The organism is Sphingobium sp., from assembly GCF_048594625.1.
Lineage (GTDB): Bacteria > Pseudomonadota > Alphaproteobacteria > Sphingomonadales > Sphingomonadaceae > Sphingobium.
Window position 1 is genome coordinate 1 of record NZ_JBMDWL010000119.1, and the last position, 20,303, is coordinate 20,303.

Annotated in this window: 16 protein-coding genes and 1 pseudogene; 6 read left to right on the top strand and 11 right to left on the bottom strand. The window is 64.7% G+C overall.

All coding sequences use genetic code 11. The annotated features are described in order from the left end of the window. Positions 1-1,211, bottom strand: a pseudogene (locus ACOJSJ_RS15015) (DNA-directed RNA polymerase subunit beta); the annotation flags it as partial. 295 nt (positions 1,212-1,506) lie between these two features. Next, a complete protein-coding gene (locus tag ACOJSJ_RS15020) occupies positions 1,507-2,850 on the bottom strand; it encodes an aminotransferase class V-fold PLP-dependent enzyme (protein WP_420145795.1) in 1,344 nt (447 codons plus the stop codon). Between the two features lie 160 nt (positions 2,851-3,010). Between ACOJSJ_RS15020 and ACOJSJ_RS15025 the strand changes: the two genes are divergently transcribed. After that, on the top strand, positions 3,011-4,129 hold the full coding sequence (locus tag ACOJSJ_RS15025; RefSeq protein ID WP_420145781.1) for a helix-turn-helix transcriptional regulator: 1,119 nt from the start codon (positions 3,011-3,013) through the stop codon (positions 4,127-4,129). A gap of 4 nt (positions 4,130-4,133) precedes the next feature. Here the strand turns inward: ACOJSJ_RS15025 and ACOJSJ_RS15030 are convergent, their stop codons facing one another. From ACOJSJ_RS15030 to hflK, 8 genes are all read right to left on the bottom strand, one after another. After that, positions 4,134-5,480: a cell wall hydrolase gene (locus ACOJSJ_RS15030; protein ID WP_420145782.1), complete on the bottom strand. Its 1,347-nt coding sequence runs from the start codon at positions 5,478-5,480 to the stop codon at positions 4,134-4,136. A 63-nt stretch (positions 5,481-5,543) separates the two neighbouring features. After that, positions 5,544-6,461: a cysteine synthase A gene (gene cysK, locus ACOJSJ_RS15035; protein WP_420145783.1), complete on the bottom strand. Its 918-nt coding sequence runs from the start codon at positions 6,459-6,461 to the stop codon at positions 5,544-5,546. After that, on the bottom strand, positions 6,458-7,777 hold the full coding sequence (locus ACOJSJ_RS15040; RefSeq protein ID WP_420145784.1) for an MFS transporter: 1,320 nt from the start codon (positions 7,775-7,777) through the stop codon (positions 6,458-6,460). Before ACOJSJ_RS15040 ends, cysK begins: the two co-directional genes overlap by 4 nt. A gap of 536 nt (positions 7,778-8,313) precedes the next feature. Beyond that, positions 8,314-8,628: a hypothetical protein gene (locus ACOJSJ_RS15045; RefSeq protein ID WP_420145785.1), complete on the bottom strand. Its 315-nt coding sequence runs from the start codon at positions 8,626-8,628 to the stop codon at positions 8,314-8,316. Between the two features lie 34 nt (positions 8,629-8,662). Next, positions 8,663-10,294 (bottom strand): helicase HerA-like domain-containing protein, encoded by a 1,632-nt coding sequence (locus ACOJSJ_RS15050; RefSeq protein WP_420145786.1) that lies wholly within the window; start codon positions 10,292-10,294, stop codon positions 8,663-8,665. 129 nt (positions 10,295-10,423) lie between these two features. After that, positions 10,424-11,929 carry a Do family serine endopeptidase gene (locus tag ACOJSJ_RS15055; RefSeq protein ID WP_420145787.1) on the bottom strand — a complete coding sequence of 502 codons (1,506 nt, stop codon included), beginning with the start codon at positions 11,927-11,929 and terminating at the stop codon, positions 10,424-10,426. Positions 11,930-12,054: 125 nt separating this feature from the next. Further along, positions 12,055-12,903: a protease modulator HflC gene (hflC, locus tag ACOJSJ_RS15060; protein WP_420145788.1), complete on the bottom strand. Its 849-nt coding sequence runs from the start codon at positions 12,901-12,903 to the stop codon at positions 12,055-12,057. Then, complete coding sequence (hflK, locus tag ACOJSJ_RS15065; RefSeq protein ID WP_420145789.1) at positions 12,903-14,021, bottom strand: FtsH protease activity modulator HflK; 1,119 nt, start codon at positions 14,019-14,021, stop codon at positions 12,903-12,905. The genes hflC and hflK overlap by 1 nt, the downstream gene beginning before the upstream one ends. A 293-nt stretch (positions 14,022-14,314) precedes the next feature. Here hflK and ACOJSJ_RS15070 point away from each other — a divergent pair, with 293 nt between their 5' ends. After that, positions 14,315-15,082 (top strand): Mrp/NBP35 family ATP-binding protein, encoded by a 768-nt coding sequence (locus tag ACOJSJ_RS15070; protein WP_420145796.1) that lies wholly within the window; start codon positions 14,315-14,317, stop codon positions 15,080-15,082. A gap of 2 nt (positions 15,083-15,084) precedes the next feature. Here the strand turns inward: ACOJSJ_RS15070 and ACOJSJ_RS15075 are convergent, their stop codons facing one another. Continuing rightward, a complete protein-coding gene (locus ACOJSJ_RS15075; protein WP_420145790.1) occupies positions 15,085-15,543 on the bottom strand; it encodes a GNAT family N-acetyltransferase in 459 nt (152 codons plus the stop codon). An 88-nt stretch (positions 15,544-15,631) separates the two neighbouring features. Between ACOJSJ_RS15075 and ACOJSJ_RS15080 the strand changes: the two genes are divergently transcribed. The 4 genes from ACOJSJ_RS15080 (at position 15,632) to phbB (ending at position 20,221) form a co-directional block, all read left to right on the top strand. Then, positions 15,632-16,066 (top strand): CoA-binding protein, encoded by a 435-nt coding sequence (locus ACOJSJ_RS15080; protein WP_420145791.1) that lies wholly within the window; start codon positions 15,632-15,634, stop codon positions 16,064-16,066. A 141-nt stretch (positions 16,067-16,207) separates the two neighbouring features. Next, positions 16,208-18,475 (top strand): molybdopterin cofactor-binding domain-containing protein, encoded by a 2,268-nt coding sequence (locus ACOJSJ_RS15085; RefSeq protein WP_420145792.1) that lies wholly within the window; start codon positions 16,208-16,210, stop codon positions 18,473-18,475. Then, on the top strand, positions 18,472-19,470 hold the full coding sequence (gene hemH / locus ACOJSJ_RS15090) for a ferrochelatase (protein ID WP_420145793.1): 999 nt from the start codon (positions 18,472-18,474) through the stop codon (positions 19,468-19,470). The genes ACOJSJ_RS15085 and hemH overlap by 4 nt, the downstream gene beginning before the upstream one ends. 28 nt (positions 19,471-19,498) lie before the next feature. Beyond that, positions 19,499-20,221, top strand: coding sequence for an acetoacetyl-CoA reductase (gene phbB, locus ACOJSJ_RS15095; RefSeq protein WP_420145794.1), 723 nt, complete (start codon positions 19,499-19,501; stop codon positions 20,219-20,221). The last annotated feature ends 82 nt before the right edge of the window (positions 20,222-20,303 follow it).

The following is a 20,303-nucleotide window of genomic DNA, read 5'->3' on the forward strand; positions in this document are numbered from 1 at the left end:
TCGAAGAACAGACCGGCGAACAGCGCTTCGGCGGTTTCCTTCGTCGGCGGTTCGCCGGGGCGCATGACGCGATAGATGTCGGACAGGGCCTGATCGCGGTCTTCGGCCTTGTCGGCCTTTAACGTGTTACGAATCCAGGGGCCGGTGCTGACATGGTCGATGTCCAGCAGTTCCAGACGGTCGATGCCCGCCTTGTCCAGCTTTTCGAGGTTTTCAGGCGACACTTCGTCGCCAGCCTCGATGTAGATTTCACCGGTGCTTTCATTGATCAGGTCATAGGCGCTGTAGCGGCCATAGACTTCTTCGGTCGGGATCAGCAGGGTGGCCAGGCCATCCTTTTCCGCCTTGTTGGCGGCACGGGGGCTGATCTTGTGACCGGCGGCGAACACGACTTCGCCCGACGCGGCGTCGACGATGTCGAAAGCCGGCTTCTGGCCGCGCCATGCTTCGGCGGTGTAGGGGATCTGCCAGCCGCCTTCGCCGCGCAGGAAAGTAACCTTATTGTAGAACTGGCCGAGGATTTCCTCGCCATTCAAGCCCAGCGCATAGAGCAGCGCGGTGACCGGCAGCTTGCGCTTGCGGTCGATGCGGACGTTGACGATGTCCTTGGCGTCGAATTCGAAGTCCAGCCACGAACCACGATATGGGATGACGCGCGCGGCGAACAGATATTTGCCCGACGAGTGGGTTTTGCCACGGTCATGGTCGAACAGGACGCCCGGCGAACGGTGCATCTGCGACACGATGACGCGTTCGGTGCCATTGACGATGAAGGTGCCGTTCTGCGTCATGAGCGGCATGTCGCCCATGTAGACATCCTGTTCCTTGATGTCCAAAACCGAACGGGTTTCGGTGTCGGCATCGACTTCGAACACGATCAGGCGCAGCGTGACGCGCATCGGCGCCGCATAGGTGATGCCGCGCTGACGGCATTCTTCCACGTCGTATTTGGGGTCTTCCAGTTCGTAATGGACGAAGTCCATTTCGGCCGTGCCGGCGAAATCGCGGATCGGAAAAACGCTGCGCAGCGTCTTTTCCAGGCCCGAAACATAGCCGATCGACGGGTCGGAACGCAGGAACTGTTCGTAACTCTCCCTCTGAACCTCGATCAGGTTCGGCATCTGCACCACTTCGTGGATGTCGCCGAACACCTTGCGGATGCGCTTCTTAGCGCCGGTGTTGCTGATGGGGGGGAGAGCCTTGGTCGCCATGCGGTTCCTGCCTGTGTCGGTTCATCGTGTTTTTCCGCATCCCGGCGGAAATTCAGTCAAAGCGCGATGGAAAGTCGGGCGATTCGCACCCTTCATTCCACGCAAAAAAGTGCGGGCCGGGACTGTCCGATCCGCACTGTCAGCACCTGATGACCCGCCAAAATCCGTCCAATTCCGCCAGCTTCGCGCGCTATTCGATGCTGGTCCCCGAACGGTGAGGGGGACGGCCGATCCTTGAAAAGGACCAACCGGATTGACGCCGATATAGAAGCTGACGCCCCTTTTGTGAAGGGGGTCAGGCAAACAAGCCGCGTTCGGCCCGGATGGCAGCGACCAGCCGGTCGAGTTCTGCGCTGCTGTTGAACAGGGCAGGGGTCACGCGCAATACCGGGCCGGACGCCAGCCCCGCCTTTGCCACCACCAGCAGCCTATATTTGTCCAGAAACAGCGCGGCGGCCTTTTTCGCGCCGTCCGGCCCCGTCATGCCGGGCAGGCGAAAGCCGGTCACTGCGCCATAGCGGCCCGGTTCGTCGGGCAACACTATTTCCAGCCCCTTGATGTCGCGCACCCGATCCACCCAATAATCGCGCAGCCGCAGCAGATGGCGATATTTGGCGTCCCCGCCGATGGCGTCATGTACGGCGATGGCATGGGGTACGGTCAGCCGGGCGGCGAAATCCACCGTTCCGGTCGGTATGCGCGCACGAATATCGTCCGCCCCATGAATGCGATTGCCCAGCCATGGCGATATGTCCTGCAACCGGTTCTTGCGGATATAGACGCCGCCCGTGCCCAACGGCGCGGCCAGCCATTTATGCAGGGAAAAACCGATGAAGTCGGCGCCCGTGTCGTCCACGGTGAAGGGAATATGGCCGACCGCCTGCGCGCTGTCGAGGATGGTGTCCACCCCGCGCGCCCGCGCCATATCGACGATGGCCTTGACCGGCGGCACCAGTCCGTTGCGGTTCGACAAATGGGTCAGCAGCAGCAGCTTCGTGCGCGGCGTATCCTTCAGCACCTTCTCATAGGCGGCCAGGATATTGGCTTCCGTATGCGGTTCGGGCAGCGCAAAGCGAACGATCCGCGCGCCCCTGCTCTTTTCCAGATAGTCGCAGGCGAACTGCATCTCGTCATAGTCGACGTCGGCATAGATCACCGCGTCACCCGGTTGCAGCAGCGCATAATGGGCGATCAGCGCATATAGCGCCTCGGTCCCGCCGCCCGCCAGCGCGATTTCCTCGGCCGATGCGCCCAGCATGTTCGCCACCGCCGCGCGCGACCGGTCCAGCTCCACGTCGCGCGGGTGGCCGGGGGCTGCGTTGCGCAGGAACAGGGCATGGTTCTGGTTCACCCAGTGCGACTGCGCTTCATAGGCCGCCTGCACCGGCCGCGTCATCGCGCCATAATAGGCCGCGTCGAATGTCGCGAAATCGCGATTGACCTGATAGAGCGGCATCAACGCCGCCTGCGCCGCCGCGAAATCTCGCATGTCTCCATCGAAATGGAAGGGCGCCTGCTGCGGCCAGCCCTGTCCCCGCGCGGCCTGTCCTCCTGCGGTCTGTGCCGCCACGCCGCTGGCGCCCGCCAGCGCCAGTCCCAATGCACCACCATTGCCCAGAAACGCCCGCCTCGTCACCATCATCAGCCCCGTCATTTTCCGTGTAACTATGTAACATGACGGTTCTACAAGGCAAATCCGCCAGTCGGCTTGTCATGGGTTAAACCATTTATACCGTGCCTTAACCCTGTTTAGGTGATATGTCGGACCAATGGGGTAAGGTGCGTAACGCACCGGGGGAATGGCTGTGATCCGCGCCGAGGATATTTATGACGCCGCGACCGATGACGCGGCCTTCGATCAACTGGCATCGCGTCTGGCAAGCGCGGTGGGCGCACGGTCGGCCGTGCTCCATTGGGGGCAGGGGTCGGCGCAGGTCGCCGAAATCAGCTATTCCGGTTATTTCTCGCCCGAACAGATGGCGCTTTACGGGCAGGAATTTGTCCATGACGACATCTGGGGCGCGGCGATGGAGGGACAGGTCGCCAATCGCATGTGGGATTGCGAAGTCATGGTCCCCGACCGCACCTATGAAAACAGCCGGATCTTCAACGAATGGATCAGGCCGATGGGTGACGACACATTTCGGTGTCTGGGCGGCATCATCCGGCACAAAGGGACGACCGGGCATATCGGCCTGCATCGCGGCCGTGCGCAGAAACGCTTCGACGAACGCGAACGCGCGACGATACAGGATTGCCTGAACCATATCGGCCGCATGTTCGATATTCGACGTCAGCTGGACCGGGCCACGCATCATGGCCGTTCGCTGGAAGCGACGCTGGATCTGGTCGAACATGCGATTTTCACGCTGAACGCGGCCGGTCGGCTGATTAACGGCAATGCGCAGGCAGAAACGATGCTACAGCGGCAGGACGCGCTGCTGCTGCGCCATGGGCAGGTGCGGGCGCGTGATGCGCAATGCGACGCGGCCCTGCAGACCGCCTTGCGCGCCGCCGCCGCGCGCGAAGCGACGCAGGCGGGGGCGCTGTTCGTGCAGCGTGAACGCGGCCTGCCCTATATGCTGTCGGTATCGGCCATCTGGACGGGCAGCGAACGGCAGATCGTTCTGATCGCTACCGATCCGGGCGTCCATGACGCCAGCCTCGCCAGCCGCCTGCGTTCGCTCCACGGCCTCACCCGTGCAGAAGCGGACATCGTCGCCGCCCTGTGCGAGGGCAAGGCGCTGGAGGATGTATCGGACGAACGCGGCGTGTCGCTGGCGACCGTGCGCACACAGATGAAGGCGATCTATTCGAAGACCGATTGCCGCCGTCAGTCGGAACTGGTCGCCCGCTTCGCCCGTCTGCCGCGGCTGATACAGAGCGACATACGGGGCGACATACGGGGCGACGCCTGATCGGTCACGGGTTGGCGCTGGCTGGCGCGACGGGCGTCATCGGCGCAACGGGCGGCACGATCTTCACCGTTTCGAACCGATCCTTCCGCCGCACACCGGCCAGCCCCGTATCGGCCCCTATATTGGTCCCGGTATCGGCGGGCACGACCACGGGCACGCGCTGACGCATGCATTCATTCTTCGCGGCGCGGGGGGTGATGGCGCAGTTCCACAGCGCGCGCTGCAACCCGCTCTGAACATCATGCATATAGGAAAAGCGCATCGCGGCCAGATTGGCGAGCGTCAGCGGCAATTCCTTGGGCGCATCCGCCGCGATCCAGCCCATGATCCGACATTGCGGCCGTCCGGCGCAGAATGTCCGTGCGCTTTCGGGCCAGCTGTCGGCCTTGCTGCCCTTGGGCAGTTCGACGATGAAGCTGCGGATGTCGGCCAGCGCGATCAGTCGCACGCCCGCCACCGTCTTGCCGATCTGGTCCAGGCCGATCGCCTGCCGCGCCTGCGCCGCGATCGCTTCGGCGCTGTCGCCAACGGGGGTGATGGCGCCGGGCAACGGCAATCCCGCGTCGCGATGGGCGATCGAGAAGCGGGCGATCTTCGCGATCAGCGGCTCGCCCGGATCGACGCTCCTGCGAAAGGCCGCGGGCGTTCCCCACCAGCCGCGCCAGCGGAAGAAGAGGTGGGTGCCCACGGCCGTGATCTTGTCCAGGCTGGCGCTCCAATAGGGGACGACCCAGTCGGTATGATAATGGGTGGCATGTCCGACCGGGGCATAGACCTTGCCCGCCAGTGCGCCGCGCGCGATGTCCTGCGCCCGCGCCCATGCCGCCGGGCCGGGCATGCGGGCCAGCGCGCCGTCGCAGCTGAAGGTGAACTGGCACCCGGTCTGTCGTTCCTGCCCCTGAAACACCACGCCGCATACCGATTTGGGGAAGGCGGGGTGGCGTACGCGATTGAGCACCACCTGCGCGACGGCCTGTTCACCCACGGCATCGTCGCCCGCTTCGTAGATTTCGGCGGCGGCCAGACAGTCGATCGCGCGGGCCAGATCCGTTTCCGTGCCGGAAAAGAGGAAGGGACGCGCCGCCGGGTTGGGATCGCGGGAGAAGGGCACGGCCTGATTGAACGCGACCGCCTGATCCCGCTCCAGCGCATAGACCCTGACCGGATCGACCGCGGGGGGCGGCGTGGACGGCTTTCGGTTGCGTACCGCATCGACGGCCGCCATGCGATCGGGGGTGTCGGCCTGTCGACGGCTTTCCCACCCCGCCACCGCCATGGGCAGGCCGACGAACAGCAAGGCCCAGACGATCCAGGACAGCAGGGTGACGGGATTGATCGATTTTACGTGCATGCTGGTTCCAGCGCCGTTCGCCCCGGTTGCGGCCCGTGACGAACGGCGTTGCGTGGTCCGCCCTTATTCCGGCAGGAAATCGGGCACCGACAGATAACGTTCGCCCGTGTCGTAGTTGAAGCCCAGAATGCGGCTGCCCGCGGGCAGATCCTTCAGCTTCTGTGCAATGGCCGCCAGCGTCCCGCCCGACGATATGCCCACCAGCAGCCCTTCCTGAGTCGCGGCGCGGCGGGCATAATCCTTCGCTTCGGCCGGATCGACCTGAATGACGCCATCCAGCAACTGGGTATGCAGGTTCGCCGGGATGAAGCCCGCGCCGATGCCCTGAATGGGATGCGGGCCGGGCTGGCCGCCGCTGATCACCGGCGACAGGGTCGGCTCCACGGCATAGACTTTCAGCGCGGGCCACGCCTTTTTCAGCACTTCGGCAACGCCGGTGATGTGGCCGCCCGTGCCCACGCCGGTCACCAGCGCGTCGATCGGCGTGTCGGCGAAATCGGCCAGGATTTCCTGCGCCGTGGTGCGGACATGCACATCGATGTTGGTGGGGTTTTCGAACTGCTGCGGCATCCAGCTGCCCGGTGTCTGCGACACCAGTTCCAGCGCACGCTCGATCGCGCCCTTCATGCCCTTTTCGCGCGGGGTCAGGTCGAAACTGGCGCCATAGGCCAGCATCAGCCGCCGCCGTTCGATCGACATGCTTTCGGGCATGACGAGGATCAGCTTATAGCCCTTGACCGCCGCCACCATGGCAAGGCCGACGCCCGTATTGCCCGACGTCGGTTCGATGATCGTGCCGCCCGGCTGAAGCTCGCCAGAAGCCTCCGCCGCCTCTATCATGGCCAGTGCGATGCGATCCTTGATCGACCCGCCGGGGTTCGACCGTTCCGACTTGATCCATACTTCCGCTTCCCCGAACAGCCGGTTGATGCGGACATGCGGCGTATTGCCGATGGTATCGAGTATCGTGGCAGCTTTCATGATGGCTTCTCCTGGCTATTTTCCGCTCGCCCGATGTCGGGTGGATCGAAGCTACGTGCAAGGCGCAATTCGGGAAACAGGCGCGCCCAAAGGATGGTTATGATGATCGCGCCGACGCCGCCACCGATAACGGCGGCAACCGGGCCGACCAGTGCCGCAAGGAAGCCGGATTCCGCCTCGCCCAGTTCGTTGGACGCCGAAATGGTCAGCTGCGACAGGCTGGACACGCGCCCGCGCATCGCATCGGGCGTGTGCAGCTGGACCAGCGACTGGCGCACGAACACCGACACCATGTCCGCGCCGCCCAGCACCACCAGCGCTGCGACGCCCGCCTCCACGGCGATGTCGCGCGGCAGGAATGCGGTGCAGCCAAAGGCAATGGTGGCGATCCCGAACAGGATGACCGCGCCCAGCATCTTCAGGCCGACTTCCGTCTTCATCGGGCGGAAGGAAAACCACAGCGCCATGATGGCCGCGCCGATGCCGGGCGCCGCGGCCAGATGGCCAAGGCCCGCCGACCCCACATGCAATATGTCGCGGGCATAGACCGGCAGCAGCGCCGTCGCCCCGGCCAGCAGCACGGCGAACAGGTCCAGCGTGATCGTCGCCAGGACCAGCCGGTTGCCCTTCACATAGGTGAAACCGTCGATCATCTGGCGGATCGGGTGGCGGCTGGTGTCGCGCGGTGGCTGGGGCACCTTGCCGATCAGCATCATGCCGGTCAGCGCCACGGCGTAGAGCGCGGCGGCCAGCGCATAGGCGCCCCATGGCGTGGCGGCATAGGCATAGCCGCCCAGCGCCGGTCCCGCGATCATGCCGGTCTGCCATGCGACGCTGGAAATGGCGATGGCGTTGGGCAGGACGGCGGCGGGCACCAGATTGGGCGCCAGCGCGCCATAGGCCGGGCCATTGAACGCGCGCGCAATCCCCACGATGATGGCGATGCCGAATATCAGGGGCAGGCTGACCCAGCCTTCATAAGTGGCAAAGGCCAGCAGCGCGGACGCTGTCGTCAGCAGCGACAGGGTCAGCCGGGTGATGACGCGCCGGTCATAATGGTCGGCGACCCATCCGGTGACGGGGGTCAGGAAAAACAGCGGCAGAAACTGCGCCAGCCCGATCAGCCCCAGCTGCGCCGCCGCCGCCGATGTCGTCATCGTTTCGCGCGCAATATTATAGGCCTGCCACGCTAGCACGATCATCATGCTATATTGGGCCAGCACGGCGCACAGCCGCCCGACCAGATAGGCCCGGAAATTGGCGAAATGCAAAGGGTGGCGGGGCGGTGTCGCGCCCGGCGTGGAAGGTGCCGTCATGCCAAGCGCTTTAGCGGCGCTTGGGGCGTGGTGGCAACCACTGCGCGCGCCCGTCGCCTACAAGATTTATCACGCCATTTATAAGGAACGGCACCGGGGGGGGCGTGGATTGAATGCCCGATGCCGTCCTGCCCGTCCAGCTTGTGGGCATAGCCTGACCTCATGCCTATGCAACCAAGGCCGATGACCGATATGTGAACGCCGCGGCGGGCCAGTGCGCGGCGATGGCGGCGGGGCGGCTGATGCGGATATCGACTACAGCGCGCTGCGTTGAACGGGACGCCGGTCGCGCGCTCTAGGTATTTGTTGTCGCATCCTTTTAAGCGGAAAACCGGTTCCCGCTTTTCCGCATGATGCTCTAAATGGCGCCGCCCGTTTCGGAACGTCACCTCCATCATCCCGGCCGACGTCCGCAATCGCCCTGCTGGTCGATGCGTTGCGATACAGGGATTGAGACAGTTATTTGCGCAGCAGCACGCCGCTGACCGACCCGTTGCGTACCGAGCAGACGAACGGGGTATCGCCGTCAGCCGAAGTCACGATCCCTTCCACTTCCCAGCCGGTGGACATGGTGCTGGCGCGGGCCGACCCACCAGTTTCGATGCGGCGCCCGCCTGATACAGCGCCTTTTCCGAACAGGCGTCCCGTGCCGCGTCAGCCGTCGCGATGGACCCGTATCCGGGCGTCGCATAGGGCGTCTGCCGCGCGTCGCGCTGGGCCTGACGATTGGTGACGATGTCGCTGACGATCGCCGCGCCCACGACATGGCGCGGCGCGATGATGACCTGAGCGTGCAGAGGCATGGCCAGCAGCATGGTCGCTGCGATTGTCCATTTCGCTGTCACTTTCATTGTCGCGCACTCCCTGTTGTCGCGTCGTCATAGCCTATTTGAACAGGCTGCCCAATATGCCGCGCACCAGTTGCCCGGCGATGCCGCCAGACGATGATTTGCGCCTGGCGCCGCCGAACACCGCCCGGCCCAGTTCGTTGGCAACCTGTCGCCCGACCGATGAACCGGCGGCGCGGGTGGCGGACTGGATCGCCTTGTCGAATGCGCTGGGCTTGGCCGCTTCCCGCGCCTCCGCGGCATCGCGCCGGGCCTGTTCCTTCAGTTCCGCCTCGCGCTGTTTCGCCTCGACCTTGGCCTGCGCGGCGGCGGCCTTGTCGGCCTCCGCCTTGGCTTTGGCGGCCTGCGCGGCGGCAGCGGCCGCTTCGCCACGGGCGGCGAGTATTTCTTCGGCCGACTCCCGATTGACGGAGGTGTCATATTTTCCCGCGCAGGGAGAGATGGACTGGATGATCGCCCGCTCCTTGGCCTCCACCGGGCCGAGCCGCGATCGGGGCGGGGCGATCAGCGTGCGCTGGACGATGCCGGGCGACCCGTCTTCCTGCAACAGCGACACCAGCGCTTCGCCGACTTTCAGTTCGGTGATCGCGGTTTCCACATTCAGGTCGGGATTGATGCGGAACGTCTCCGCCGCCGCCTTGATCGCGCGCTGATCGCGCGGGGTAAAGGCGCGCAGCGCATGCTGCACCCGATTGCCCAGCTGTCCCGCCACGTCTTCGGGAATGTCGATGGGGTTCTGCGTCACGAAGTAGACGCCCACGCCCTTCGACCGGATCAGGCGCACGACCTGCTCGATCTTGTCGGTCAGCGCCTTTGGCGCATCGTCGAACAGCAGATGCGCCTCGTCAAAGAAGAAGACCAGCCTGGGCTTGTCCGGGTCGCCCACTTCGGGCAGCGTTTCGAACAGTTCGGACAACAGCCACAGCAGGAACGTCGCATACAGTTTGGGCGACTGCATCAGCTTGTCGGCGGCCAGCACATTCACATAGCCGCGACCCCGATCGTCCACCTGCAACATGTCGTGGATGTCCAGCGCGGGTTCGCCGAAGAAATGATCGCCGCCCTGGCTTTCCAGCTGGAGCAACTGCCGCTGGATCGCGCCGACGCTGGCCTTGGTCACATTGCCATAACGGGCCGACAGCGTGTCGGCATTGTCGGCGCAATAGGCCAGCATCGCCTGCAAATCGCCAAGGTCGAGCAGCAGCATCCCTTCCTCGTCGGCATATTTGAACGCGATGGACAACACGCCTTCCTGCGTTTCGTTAAGGCCCATCAGCCGGGCGAGCAGCAACGGCCCCATTTCGCTGACGGTGGTGCGGATGGGATGACCCTGCTGCCCATAAAGATCCCAGAAGATCGCCGGATTGTCGGCATAGGCATAATCGCTAATCCCGATTTCGGCCGCGCGCGATACCAGCTTGTCGGCATTTTTGGCGGTGGACGAACCGGCCATCGCTATGCCCGCAAGGTCGCCCTTCACATCGGCCAGAAACACCGGCACGCCGCGCGCGGAAAAGCTTTCGGCAATGCCCTGCAACGTCACCGTCTTGCCGGTGCCCGTCGCGCCCGCGATCAGCCCATGCCGGTTCGCCCGGCGCAGGTTCAGATTCTGGGGAATGCCCCCGTCCTTGTCCGGTGCGCCAAGGCCGATGAAGATGCCGTCGCTCATCTGAAAATCCCCGCAAAAAGAAGACCCGTTCGCCCCGGACGCGCCGATCATCGATCGACGGTCCGGCCCGAACGGGTCTAAATAGGCTGGCCCGACTTTAACAAGCCGGATGCCATCGGCAAGCGCCGCTTATTTGTCGCGCAGGCGCACCGGCAGGAAAATCGCCGGCTGACCGCGACGCAGCACCTGCAACAGGATGGCGTTGCGGCCCTGACCGGCCACGGCCTTTGCCTGTGCGTCCAGTTCGGCCTGTGTCGTAACCGGGCGGTTGTTGGCGCTGATGATCACGTCGCCGCGACGCAGGCCCTGCGCACCGGCGTCGGTCGACGAATCCACGGCCGTGATGACGACGCCCTTGGTATCAGCGGCGATGCCAAGCTGCCGGATGATGCCGGGCGTCAGCGGGATGGCCGAAATGCCCAGTGCCTGCTGCGTCGCCTGACCGGGATTGCTGTCTTGCTGGCTGAAATCTTCATCGCCCTGCGGCTGGGCGAAATTGTTCAGTTCGTCTTCCGACGGACGCTCGCCCACGATGGCGGTCACCGTCTGGCGTTGTCCGTTACGGATCAGCACGATCGGCACGCGCGCGCCGATCGCCTGATTGGCGACGATGGAGGACAGATTCTGATCGGCGGTCACTTCCTGTCCGGCCACGCTGACGATCACGTCGCCCGCCTTGATCCCGGCCTTTTCCGCGCCCTTGCCCGGTTCCACGCCCTGCACGAACTCGCCGCGATTCTTGGCGAGGCCCAGCGAGTCGGCCAGATCTTCGCCCAGCGGGCTGATCTGCACGCCCAGATAGCCGCGCTTCACGCTCTGCCCCTTGCGCAGGGTATCCACGATCGGCGCGGCCTGTTCCGATGGAATGGCAAAGCCGATGCCGACATTGCCGCCCGACGGCGACAGGATCTGGCTGTTGATGCCGATCACATTGCCGCGCATGTCGAACATCGGGCCGCCGCTATTGCCCTGATTGATCGATGCGTCGGTCTGGATGAACTTGTCATAATTGCCGCCGGTACCGCGATGCAGGGCGGAAATGATGCCCGCCGTCACCGTCCCCGACAGGGCGAAGGGATTGCCGATCGCGACGACCCAATCGCCCACGCGCGCCTTGGTGCTGTCGCCGAACTTGACGAAGGGCAGGGGCTTGGACGATTCGATCTTCAGCACGGCCAGGTCGGTCGCGGGGTCGCGGCCGATCAGCTTGGCTGGGAATTCCTGCTTGTCGGTCATGGTGACCGTGATCGAATCGACGCTGGCGCCTTCGGCCCCGGCCGACACCACATGGTTATTGGTGACGATGTAGCCGTCCGCCGAAATCAGGAAGCCCGAACCCAGCGACTGCGCCTGCCGCGTCTGGGGCTGGCCGCCCTGACCCTGACCGAACAGCTCGCCGAACGGCGTCCCGGCGAAGGGATTCTGCACCTTCACCCGTTGCTTGGTCGAGATGTTCACGACGGCCGGTTGCAGCTTTTCGACCATGTCGGCGAGGCTGGCGGGCGCGCCCGCGGGTGCGGCGGCGGTCAGGCCTTCATTCTGGGCAGTCTGCGCCCCGACATTGGAGCTGGTGGTGACCGCGATGGCCGTGCCGCCCAGCAACAGGGCGCCGGTAATGGCATAAGCGTAACGCACTCGTGACGGTCCTCTTCAAAACTTCGGGAAAGGGAAGGCGGGACTATTAGGAAATCCTGACATGCGCCGCCTTGTCTTAACCCTCATTGAATGACGCTGGTTCCGTAATGATTATGCAGGACGGATCAACGCCGTCCCTGGAACTGCCTCAAAAATTCATTGTCCGGCGACAGGATGATATTGGTCTGGCCGGGGCGGTCGGGAGAGAAGGTGTAGCGATAGCTCTGCATCCCCCGATAGAAATCGTAGAAGGACGGGTCTTTCCCGAAGCTTTCGGCATAGATGCGCGCGGCATTCGCGTCGGCTTCGGCGCGGATGATCTGCGCCTGCTTGGCCCCCTGCGCCCGGATGGTGAGCGCTTCCTGTTCACGCGCGGTGCGCATGCGGGTGAAGGCGCTGTCGAGCGGCGTGCCGTCGGGCAGGTCGGCGCGCTTGATCCGCACGTCCACGATCTCCGCGCCATATTGGCGGGCGACGCGGTCGAGACCCGCCTCGATATTCTGCATCACCTGCCCGCGTTCGGGGCTGAGCAGCGCGGCGAAGGGCCGCTTGCCCAGTTCATTGCGCAGCGCGGAACCCAGGATCGGGCGCAACGCGTCCGACACGCGTTCCTCGCTGCCCGCCGCGATATACATGCGCAGCGGATCGACGATGCGGTAACGGGCGAAGGCGTCGACCTGAAGGCGCAGCTGATCGGTGGACAGCACCTGCTGCCGCTCCATTTCGACGGACAGGACACGCTTGTCGATCCAGACGATCTGGTCGATGAACGGCCAGCGCCAGATGACGCCGGCGCCGGTCTGCCCAAAGCTTTCATTGGGGCGATAGCGGTTGATGATCTCCTTGGGATCGCCGAAGCGCACGATCACGCCCTGCTTGGTTTCCGGCACGACCGCGATGGTGCTGCCGATCAGGATCAGCAGCGCCAGCAGCGTGAGCGCAAGGGCGACGGGATGACGCATGAAGCGGGGCATCACTGGCCTCCCGTGCTGGTGGTGGCGGTGCTGGCGGTCGCGTCGGGCGCGGCCTGCGCACGGCGCTTGAGTTCGGGCAACGGCAGGTAGGGCGTCACGCCATTACCCTCCACGATGGTCTTGTCGACGTTCGACAGCACGCCCTCCATGGTTTCATAATACATGCGGCGGCGGGTCACGTCGGGCGCCAGCTTATATTGTTCATAGACCTTGTCGAAGGCGGCGGCTTCGCCCTGCGCCTTCGCGGTCACCTGCTGGGCGGCTGCCCGCGCTTCGTTCAGGTAGGTCTGGGCCGTCTGCTGCGCGGCGGACACGGCCTTGAACGCATCGTTGACGGCGGTTGGCGGGTCGGCCTGCTTGATCGCGACGCCCTGAATGCGGATGCCGGATTTATAGCCATCCAATATTTCCTGCATGCGCAGTTCGACCTGCTGTTCGATCTCGCTGCGGCCTGCGCCCAGCGCGTCGTCCAGGCTGACGCTGGCCACCACGGATCGCATGGCGCTTTCGGCGACTTCGCGCACGCTCGAATCCGGGTCGGACAGCTGGAACAGGTAAAGTTCGGGATTGCGGATGTTCCAGCGCACCGAATAGGCGAGGTCGATGATATTTTGATCGCCCGTCAGCACCAGATTTTCGCTCTGCGCGCTGGCCGATCCGATGTCGATGGTGCGGATTTCCTCTACATCCACCATCGTCACCGCTTCGAACGGCGCGGGCAGCGTCATGCTGACGCCCGGCGTCAGCGTGCGGCTATATTTGCCAAGGAAGGTGACGACGCCGCGCTGTTGCGGCGCGACGAGGTGGAAACTGGTGACGACCAGCCACAGGATGACGACGATGCCGATGGCGATGGGCCACAACGCCTTGCCGCTGGCGCGGGGGGGCAGGCCGCCAAAGCCGCCGCCATTGCCGCCGCCGCCCTGGCCCAGGCTTTCGCGGCCCCGGCGCAGCAGTTCCTCGATCGCGGAGGGGCCTTTGCCGCCGCTCGGCGCCTTGCCCGGCTGCGTCCATGGGTTGCGCGGACCGCCATCGCCGCCGCCTTTCTGACCATCCCCCTCCGGACCGTCATTCTTGCCGCCCCATGGGCCTTGGACCATCGCTGCGATCGCGGGCATCCACCCGAATATTCTTCTCATGTTGTCTTCTATAGGAAGGCTCCTCTCCGAAAAACAGTGCAAATGGGCGCGAATATTTCCTACAGGGCGTCGCCATGACCGATCTTGCCGATTTCTCCGCCCGTCTGACTGCCCTTACCGATGGTCGCGCCAGCGCGCCGCGGGTCAGGGATGGGGTGATGACCCTTGCCCTCGACGTCGGCGGCCTGTCGCCCGAACGGCGTGACGGTCTGGCCGCCGCCATCAGGGAAGGCGGGCTGACCGTGCCGGGCGTCACGGACGTGCGCATCGCCATGACGGCGGAGCGCAAGGCGCTGCGCATTCTGGCCGTTGCGTCGGGCAAGGGCGGGGTGGGCAAATCGACCCTGTCGGCCAATCTGGCGGTGGCGCTGCATCGGCTGGGGCTGAAGGTCGGCCTTGTCGATGCGGATATTTATGGCCCGTCGCAGGCCAAGCTGATGGCGAGCGAAGACCAGAAGCCCATTGCCCGCGAAAAGAAACTGGTGCCGGTCACCGGTCCCATCGGCATTCCGATGCTGTCGATGGCGCATCTGGTGGAACCGGGCAAGGCGCTGGCATGGCGCGGGCCGATGGTGGGCAATGCGCTGACGCAGCTGATCGATGCCGAATGGGGCGATACCGAATTGCTGGTGGTGGACATGCCGCCGGGCACCGGCGACATTCAGCTGACCATGGTGCAGAAGCATAAGCCCGCGGGCGCCGTCATCGTGTCCACGCCGCAGGATCTGGCGCTGATCGATGCGACCCGCGCCGTCAGCCTGTTTGCGCAGGCGGGCGTGCCGATGATCGGACTGGTGGAAAATATGGCTGGCTATGCCTGCCCCCATTGCGGTGAGGTGTCCGATCCCTTCGGCATGGGTGGCGCGGAAAGCACGGCGGGCGATCTGGCCATGCCCTTCCTTGGCCGCATCCCGCTGGCCATCGACATTCGTCGCCGGTCGGATGCGGGCGATCCGCCAGCGGCGGGTGAGGGCGCCCATGCCGACGCTTTTCTTGCCATCGGGCGGAAGGTCGCCGACTGGCTGCAACAGTCCGCCTAATCCTACAGGGTCAGGTGCAGAAACTGGCTGAAGCCATTGTCGCGATAATCGGCAAAGGCTTCGCCATCGACGAAGCCCTGCCCGCGATACAGCGCCAGCGCCGGTTCGAATGCCGCGCCCTTGCCGGTTTCCAGGCTGAGCCGCGCCTTTTGGCGCGCCCGGGCGGCGGCTATTATTTGGCGCTGCAACGCCGCCCCCACGCCGCGGCGCAGATGGTCGGGATGGGTGCGCATCGATTTGATTTCGCCCTGCCGGTCGGGCAGCGTGCGCAACGCCCCGACGCCCGCAATGGCGGGGCCTTCCCATGCCGTCCACAGCTGAATGTCAGGCGATTGCAATCCCGACAGGTCCAGCGCGAACACCGCGTCGGGCGGGCTGCCCGCTTTCATCCCCGCCAGATGCAGCGCCAGCAGCGCGCGGGTCTGCGGATGGGTCAGGTCGTCGGGGCGAATATCGAACATGGCGTGACGCTATCGCCAATGCCGCGCAAAGGGAACGGCTTGCGCCTGTCTGCGTCCTTCCCATCTTGATGGGGTAAAGGAGACTGATATGCCGCTCACCGACCCGCAGGATATTGCCGCGCTGCTTGGCGAAACCCGTACCATCGCGCTGGTGGGCATTTCCGACCGTCCCGATCGCCCCAGCTATGGCGTCATGCAATTTCTGCAGGATCACGGTTATCGCGTTTTGCCGGTCAATCCGCAGATCGCGGGCGAACATGTTCATGGCGAATTTGTCTGGGGGCGATTGTCCGACATCGGCGTTCGCATCGACATGGTCGACATCTTCCGCCGGAGCGAGGCGGCGGGCGAAGCCGTGGACGATGCCATCAGGGCAGGGGCGAAGGCGGTCTGGATGCAATTGGGCGTCATCAACGAAGCCGCTGCTTCCCGCGCGGAAGCGGCGGGCCTTAAAGTCGTGATGGACCGTTGTCCTGCGATTGAAATCCCCCGCCTTGGCGTCGCGCCGATCGTCGCGGACTAACGGTCGGGCCTGATCCGATCATCCTCAATCGGGTGATGCTCCATCCCTTTTTCATTCCCTGCATTTTCCCGATCGGCGCGCGCAGTCGCCCGCTTCGAAAATGCTCTAGGCAGCGCGACTTCGCGCCACTATCAGGCAGGCATGGCGCGGGCAAAGCGGAAGCAATCCGGCAGGGATACAGGCATTGATCGACGTTCGCTGCTGATCGGCGGCGGCGCGGCGGCGGGATTGATGATCGCCTGGGGCGTATGGCCGCGCAGCTATCAGCCCAATCTGAATGCCGGGCCGGGCGAAACCATCGTCAACGCCTTTCTGAAAATCGATGCATCGGGTCAGATCGTCGTGGTCGTGCCGCAGACCGAAATGGGGCAGGGTGTCACGACCGTCCTGCCACAGATACTGGCCGACGAACTGGGCGCCAACTGGCGCACCGTCGCCGTGCAGAGCGCGCCGGTCAGTCCGCTCTATGCGAACACGCTGCTGGCGCGGCAATGGCTGGCGAGCGACTGGACGCGGCTGATGGGTGGCGCGGGCGACTGGGCGATCGGGCAATATGCCACCCGCAACGCACTGATGCTGACCGGCGGAGGGACGTCGGTCCCGATGTTCCACGATGCCTATCGCGATGCCGGGGCGGCCGCCCGCGTGCTGCTGTGCAAGGCGGCGGCGGCGCGCTGGAACATTCCCTGGGAAAGCTGCGACATTGCGGAAGGCATCATCACCGATGGCGCCGCGCATCGCATGAAGATCGGCGATGCCGTCGCCCAGGCGATGACGTTCGACCTGCCCGAAATCCTGCCCTATCGACAGGGGCAGGATGGGCGGCTGTCGGGGCAGGATCTTCCGCGCCTCGACACTCCGTCCAAAATTGACGGCAGCCATAATTTCGCCGCCGACATTCGCCTGCCCGACATGGTCTATGCGTCCATACGGCAGGGGCCGATCGGCGACGCGATCCTTGCCGGGCTGGACGAACGGGCACCGACCGGGGTGACGGGCTTCCTGAAACTGGTGCGGCAGGAACGCTGGGTCGCGGCGCTGGCCAGCAACTGGTGGGCGGCGAACAAGGCGCTGGACCTTGCCGATCCGGTCTTCATGCTGCGCGGCGATCCGGTCAGCAGCGGCGGGATAGACGACGCACTGGAAAAGGCGTTTGAAAGCGCCGCAGGGCGTCGCCTCTATGCGCAGGGCGATCTGGGGCCGGTGTTCGACGGGGCGACCATCCTTGCCAGCGAATATCAGGTCGATGCCGGGCTGCATCTGGCGATGGAGCCAATGTCCGCAACGGCGCGCGTGACCGATGACGGCGCGGAAATCTGGATGGCGACGCAGGCGCCGGGGCTTGCCCGCGCCGCGATCGCCGATGCGCTGGGCCTGTCCGAACGCGACGTGGTACTCTATCCGCTCCATGCCGGTGGCTCCTTCGGGCGCCGGATGGACTGGGATGCGGGCGTGCAGGCGGCCTTGCTGTCGCGGGATATGGGGCGGCCGGTGCAGCTGCTCTGGTCGCGGCTGGAGGATGTGATTCAGGATCGGCCCAGCGCGCCCGCCCACGCTCGCATGGCGGCAAAGCTCGGCCGCAACGGCGCGGTCGAAGGCTGGCTGGCGAAGGTCGCGGCGCCCTGCGCCATGACGCAGGTCTGGGCGCGCATCGCGGACGGCGCCCTGCCGCATCGGGCGGCGGCGCAGGCGGCGGATGCATCGACGCGTCTCGCCGTGGGGGGCATGGTGCCGCCTTACGCCATTCCCAACTGGGCGGTGGACCATTTCCCGACCGATGTCGGGCTGCCGCTCGGCTTCGTTCGGGGCAATGCGCATATGCATGGGGCTTTCTTCACCGAAAGCTTCATCGACGAACTGGCGCATCTGGCGGGGATGGAGGCGATGTCCTTCCGCATCCAGATGCTGGGCGGCAATCCGCGTCTGGCCCATTGCCTGTCGACCGCCGCATCGATGGGCGGATGGCAGGGCGGCATCGCGGGCAGCGGGCAGGGGATCGCCGCGCACATGATGGACGGCGGCTATGCGGCCATCATGGTGGAAGCGGCGGTGAACGACGATGCGCTCAGCGTCAATCGCATCGTCGCGGCGGTCGATGTCGGCGATCAGGTCAATCCCGACATTGCCCGGCAACAGATCGAAAGCGGCCTGATCTATGGCCTTGCCTATGCGATGGGCGCGTCGGTGCCCTATGAAAAGGGATTGCCGACGCGCGCCATATTGGGTCGCATGAACCTGCCGCGACTGGCGGATATTGGTGAGGTGACGGTCGAACTGATGCGCAGCACCGCCGCCCCCGTGGGTGTCAGCGATCTTGCCGCGCCGCTGGTCGCCCCGGCTATCGCCAACGCGCTTTACACATGGACAGGGCAGCGCCTGCGCAGCCTGCCACTGGTAGGAACGACATGATGCGACCGGCCGATCACCCCGCCATTCCCGCGCCCCGCATTGGCGTGTTGCTGATCAACCTCGGCACGCCGGATGCGCCAGATCCCGCGTCGGTCCGGCGCTATCTGGCGGAATTTCTGTCCGACCCGCGCGTGGTGGAGATTCCCAGACTGGTCTGGCAACCGATCCTGCACGGCATCATCCTGACCACGCGGCCAAAGAAATCGGCCCATGCCTATCAGCAGGTGTGGACGCCCGAAGGATCGCCCCTGGCCGTCCATACCCGCGCCACGGCGCAGGCGATGCAGCAGGCGATGCCGCATGTCGTCGTCGACTGGGCCATGCGGTACGGCAATCCTGCGATAGCGGACCGGCTGGCGGCGCTGAAGGCGGGCGGGTGCGATCGCATCCTGCTGGCGCCGCTCTATCCCCAATATAGCGCGGCGACGACCGCGACCGCCAATGACGCCGCCTTTGCGGCGATGGCCGCCATGCGCTGGCAACCGGCGGTGCGGACCCTGCCGCCCTATCATGACGATCCCGACTATATCGCGGCGCTGGTCGCATCGATCGATCGGCACATGGCGGCGCTGGACTTTACGCCCGACGCCCTGCTCGCCAGTTTCCACGGCATGCCCGAACGCACGCTGCACCTTGGCGACCCCTATCATTGCCAGTCGATGAAGACCGTCCGCCTGTTGCGCGATGCGCTGTCGCTGCCCGTTCATATGAGTTTTCAGTCCCGCTTCGGCCGCGCCAAATGGCTGGAGCCGGAAACGGAATCGACGCTTGCCAGACTGGTGAGCGAAGGTGTCCGCAACATTGCTGTCGTAACACCCGGTTTTGCAGCAGATTGTCTGGAAACCCTAGAGGAAATCGCGTTGCGCGCAAAAGAGGTTTTTTTGGCCCAAGGTGGCGAAAAATTTGCCTTTTTGCCCTGTTTAAACGCATCGGGCGAAGCTATCACCCTCTACCACAGGCTGTTGGGCCGGGAGCTTTCGGGTTGGATTGACTGACCCCTTGTTACAGGAAGAGGAAACGCAGATGTCGAAAGTGGCGATCGTGACGGGCGGAACACGGGGCATCGGCGAGGCGATCAGCCTGGCTCTGAAGGAATTGGGCTATACCGTCGCGGCCAACTATGCCGGCAATGAAGAAAAGGCGAAGGCGTTCACCGACGCGACCGACATCGCGGCCTTCAAATGGGATGTCGGCGATCATCAGGCCTGCCTCGACGGATGCGCCGCCGTCGCAGAAGCTCTTGGCCCGGTCGACATTGTCGTCAACAATGCGGGCATCACCCGCGACGGCGTTCTGGCGAAGATGAGCTTCGACGACTGGAATGAAGTGATGCGCATCAACCTTGGCGGCTGCTTCAACATGGCGAAGGCGACCTTTGGCGGCATGCGCGAACGCGGCTGGGGCCGGATCGTCAATATCGGTTCGATCAACGGACAGGCCGGTCAATATGGTCAGGTCAACTATGCCGCCGCCAAATCGGGCATCCATGGCTTTACCAAGGCGCTGGCGCAGGAAGGCGCGAAATATGGCGTGACCGTCAACGCCATCGCGCCGGGTTATATCGACACGGACATGGTTGCCGCCGTGCCCGCGCCGGTGCTGGAAAAGATCGTGGCGAAAATTCCGGTCGGCCGTCTGGGCCAGGCCAGCGAAATCGCGCGTGGCGTGGCATTCTTCTGTAGCGAAGAAGGCGGGTTCGTGACCGGCAGCACGCTGTCGATCAACGGCGGCCAGCACATGTACTGAGGCGGGCGCGGTGGAGGATCAGCCGGATCAGACGCCGCTCTATGCCGGGCCGATCAAGCGCAGCATGACCATTGCGGGCCAT

Bases quoted from the DNA above. Each gene is read 5' to 3' on its own strand.
- cysK (WP_420145783.1), bottom strand. From the start codon at position 6,461: ATGAAAGCTGCCACGATACTCGATACCATCGGCAATACGCCGCATGTC.
- ACOJSJ_RS15050 (WP_420145786.1), bottom strand. From the start codon at position 10,294: ATGAGCGACGGCATCTTCATCGGCCTTGGCGCACCGGACAAGGACGGG.
- phbB (WP_420145794.1), top strand. From the start codon at position 19,499: ATGTCGAAAGTGGCGATCGTGACGGGCGGAACACGGGGCATCGGCGAG.
- ACOJSJ_RS15025 (WP_420145781.1), top strand. From the start codon at position 3,011: ATGGCTGTGATCCGCGCCGAGGATATTTATGACGCCGCGACCGATGAC.
- ACOJSJ_RS15040 (WP_420145784.1), bottom strand. From the start codon at position 7,777: ATGACGGCACCTTCCACGCCGGGCGCGACACCGCCCCGCCACCCTTTG.
- ACOJSJ_RS15080 (WP_420145791.1), top strand. From the start codon at position 15,632: ATGCCGCTCACCGACCCGCAGGATATTGCCGCGCTGCTTGGCGAAACC.
- hflK (WP_420145789.1), bottom strand. From the start codon at position 14,021: ATGCCCGCGATCGCAGCGATGGTCCAAGGCCCATGGGGCGGCAAGAAT.
- ACOJSJ_RS15085 (WP_420145792.1), top strand. From the start codon at position 16,208: ATGGCGCGGGCAAAGCGGAAGCAATCCGGCAGGGATACAGGCATTGAT.
- ACOJSJ_RS15030 (WP_420145782.1), bottom strand. From the start codon at position 5,480: ATGCACGTAAAATCGATCAATCCCGTCACCCTGCTGTCCTGGATCGTC.
- hflC (WP_420145788.1), bottom strand. From the start codon at position 12,903: ATGCCCCGCTTCATGCGTCATCCCGTCGCCCTTGCGCTCACGCTGCTG.
- hemH (WP_420145793.1), top strand. From the start codon at position 18,472: ATGATGCGACCGGCCGATCACCCCGCCATTCCCGCGCCCCGCATTGGC.
- ACOJSJ_RS15020 (WP_420145795.1), bottom strand. From the start codon at position 2,850: ATGGTGACGAGGCGGGCGTTTCTGGGCAATGGTGGTGCATTGGGACTG.
- ACOJSJ_RS15045 (WP_420145785.1), bottom strand. From the start codon at position 8,628: ATGAAAGTGACAGCGAAATGGACAATCGCAGCGACCATGCTGCTGGCC.
- ACOJSJ_RS15070 (WP_420145796.1), top strand. From the start codon at position 14,315: ATGACGGCGGAGCGCAAGGCGCTGCGCATTCTGGCCGTTGCGTCGGGC.
- ACOJSJ_RS15075 (WP_420145790.1), bottom strand. From the start codon at position 15,543: ATGTTCGATATTCGCCCCGACGACCTGACCCATCCGCAGACCCGCGCG.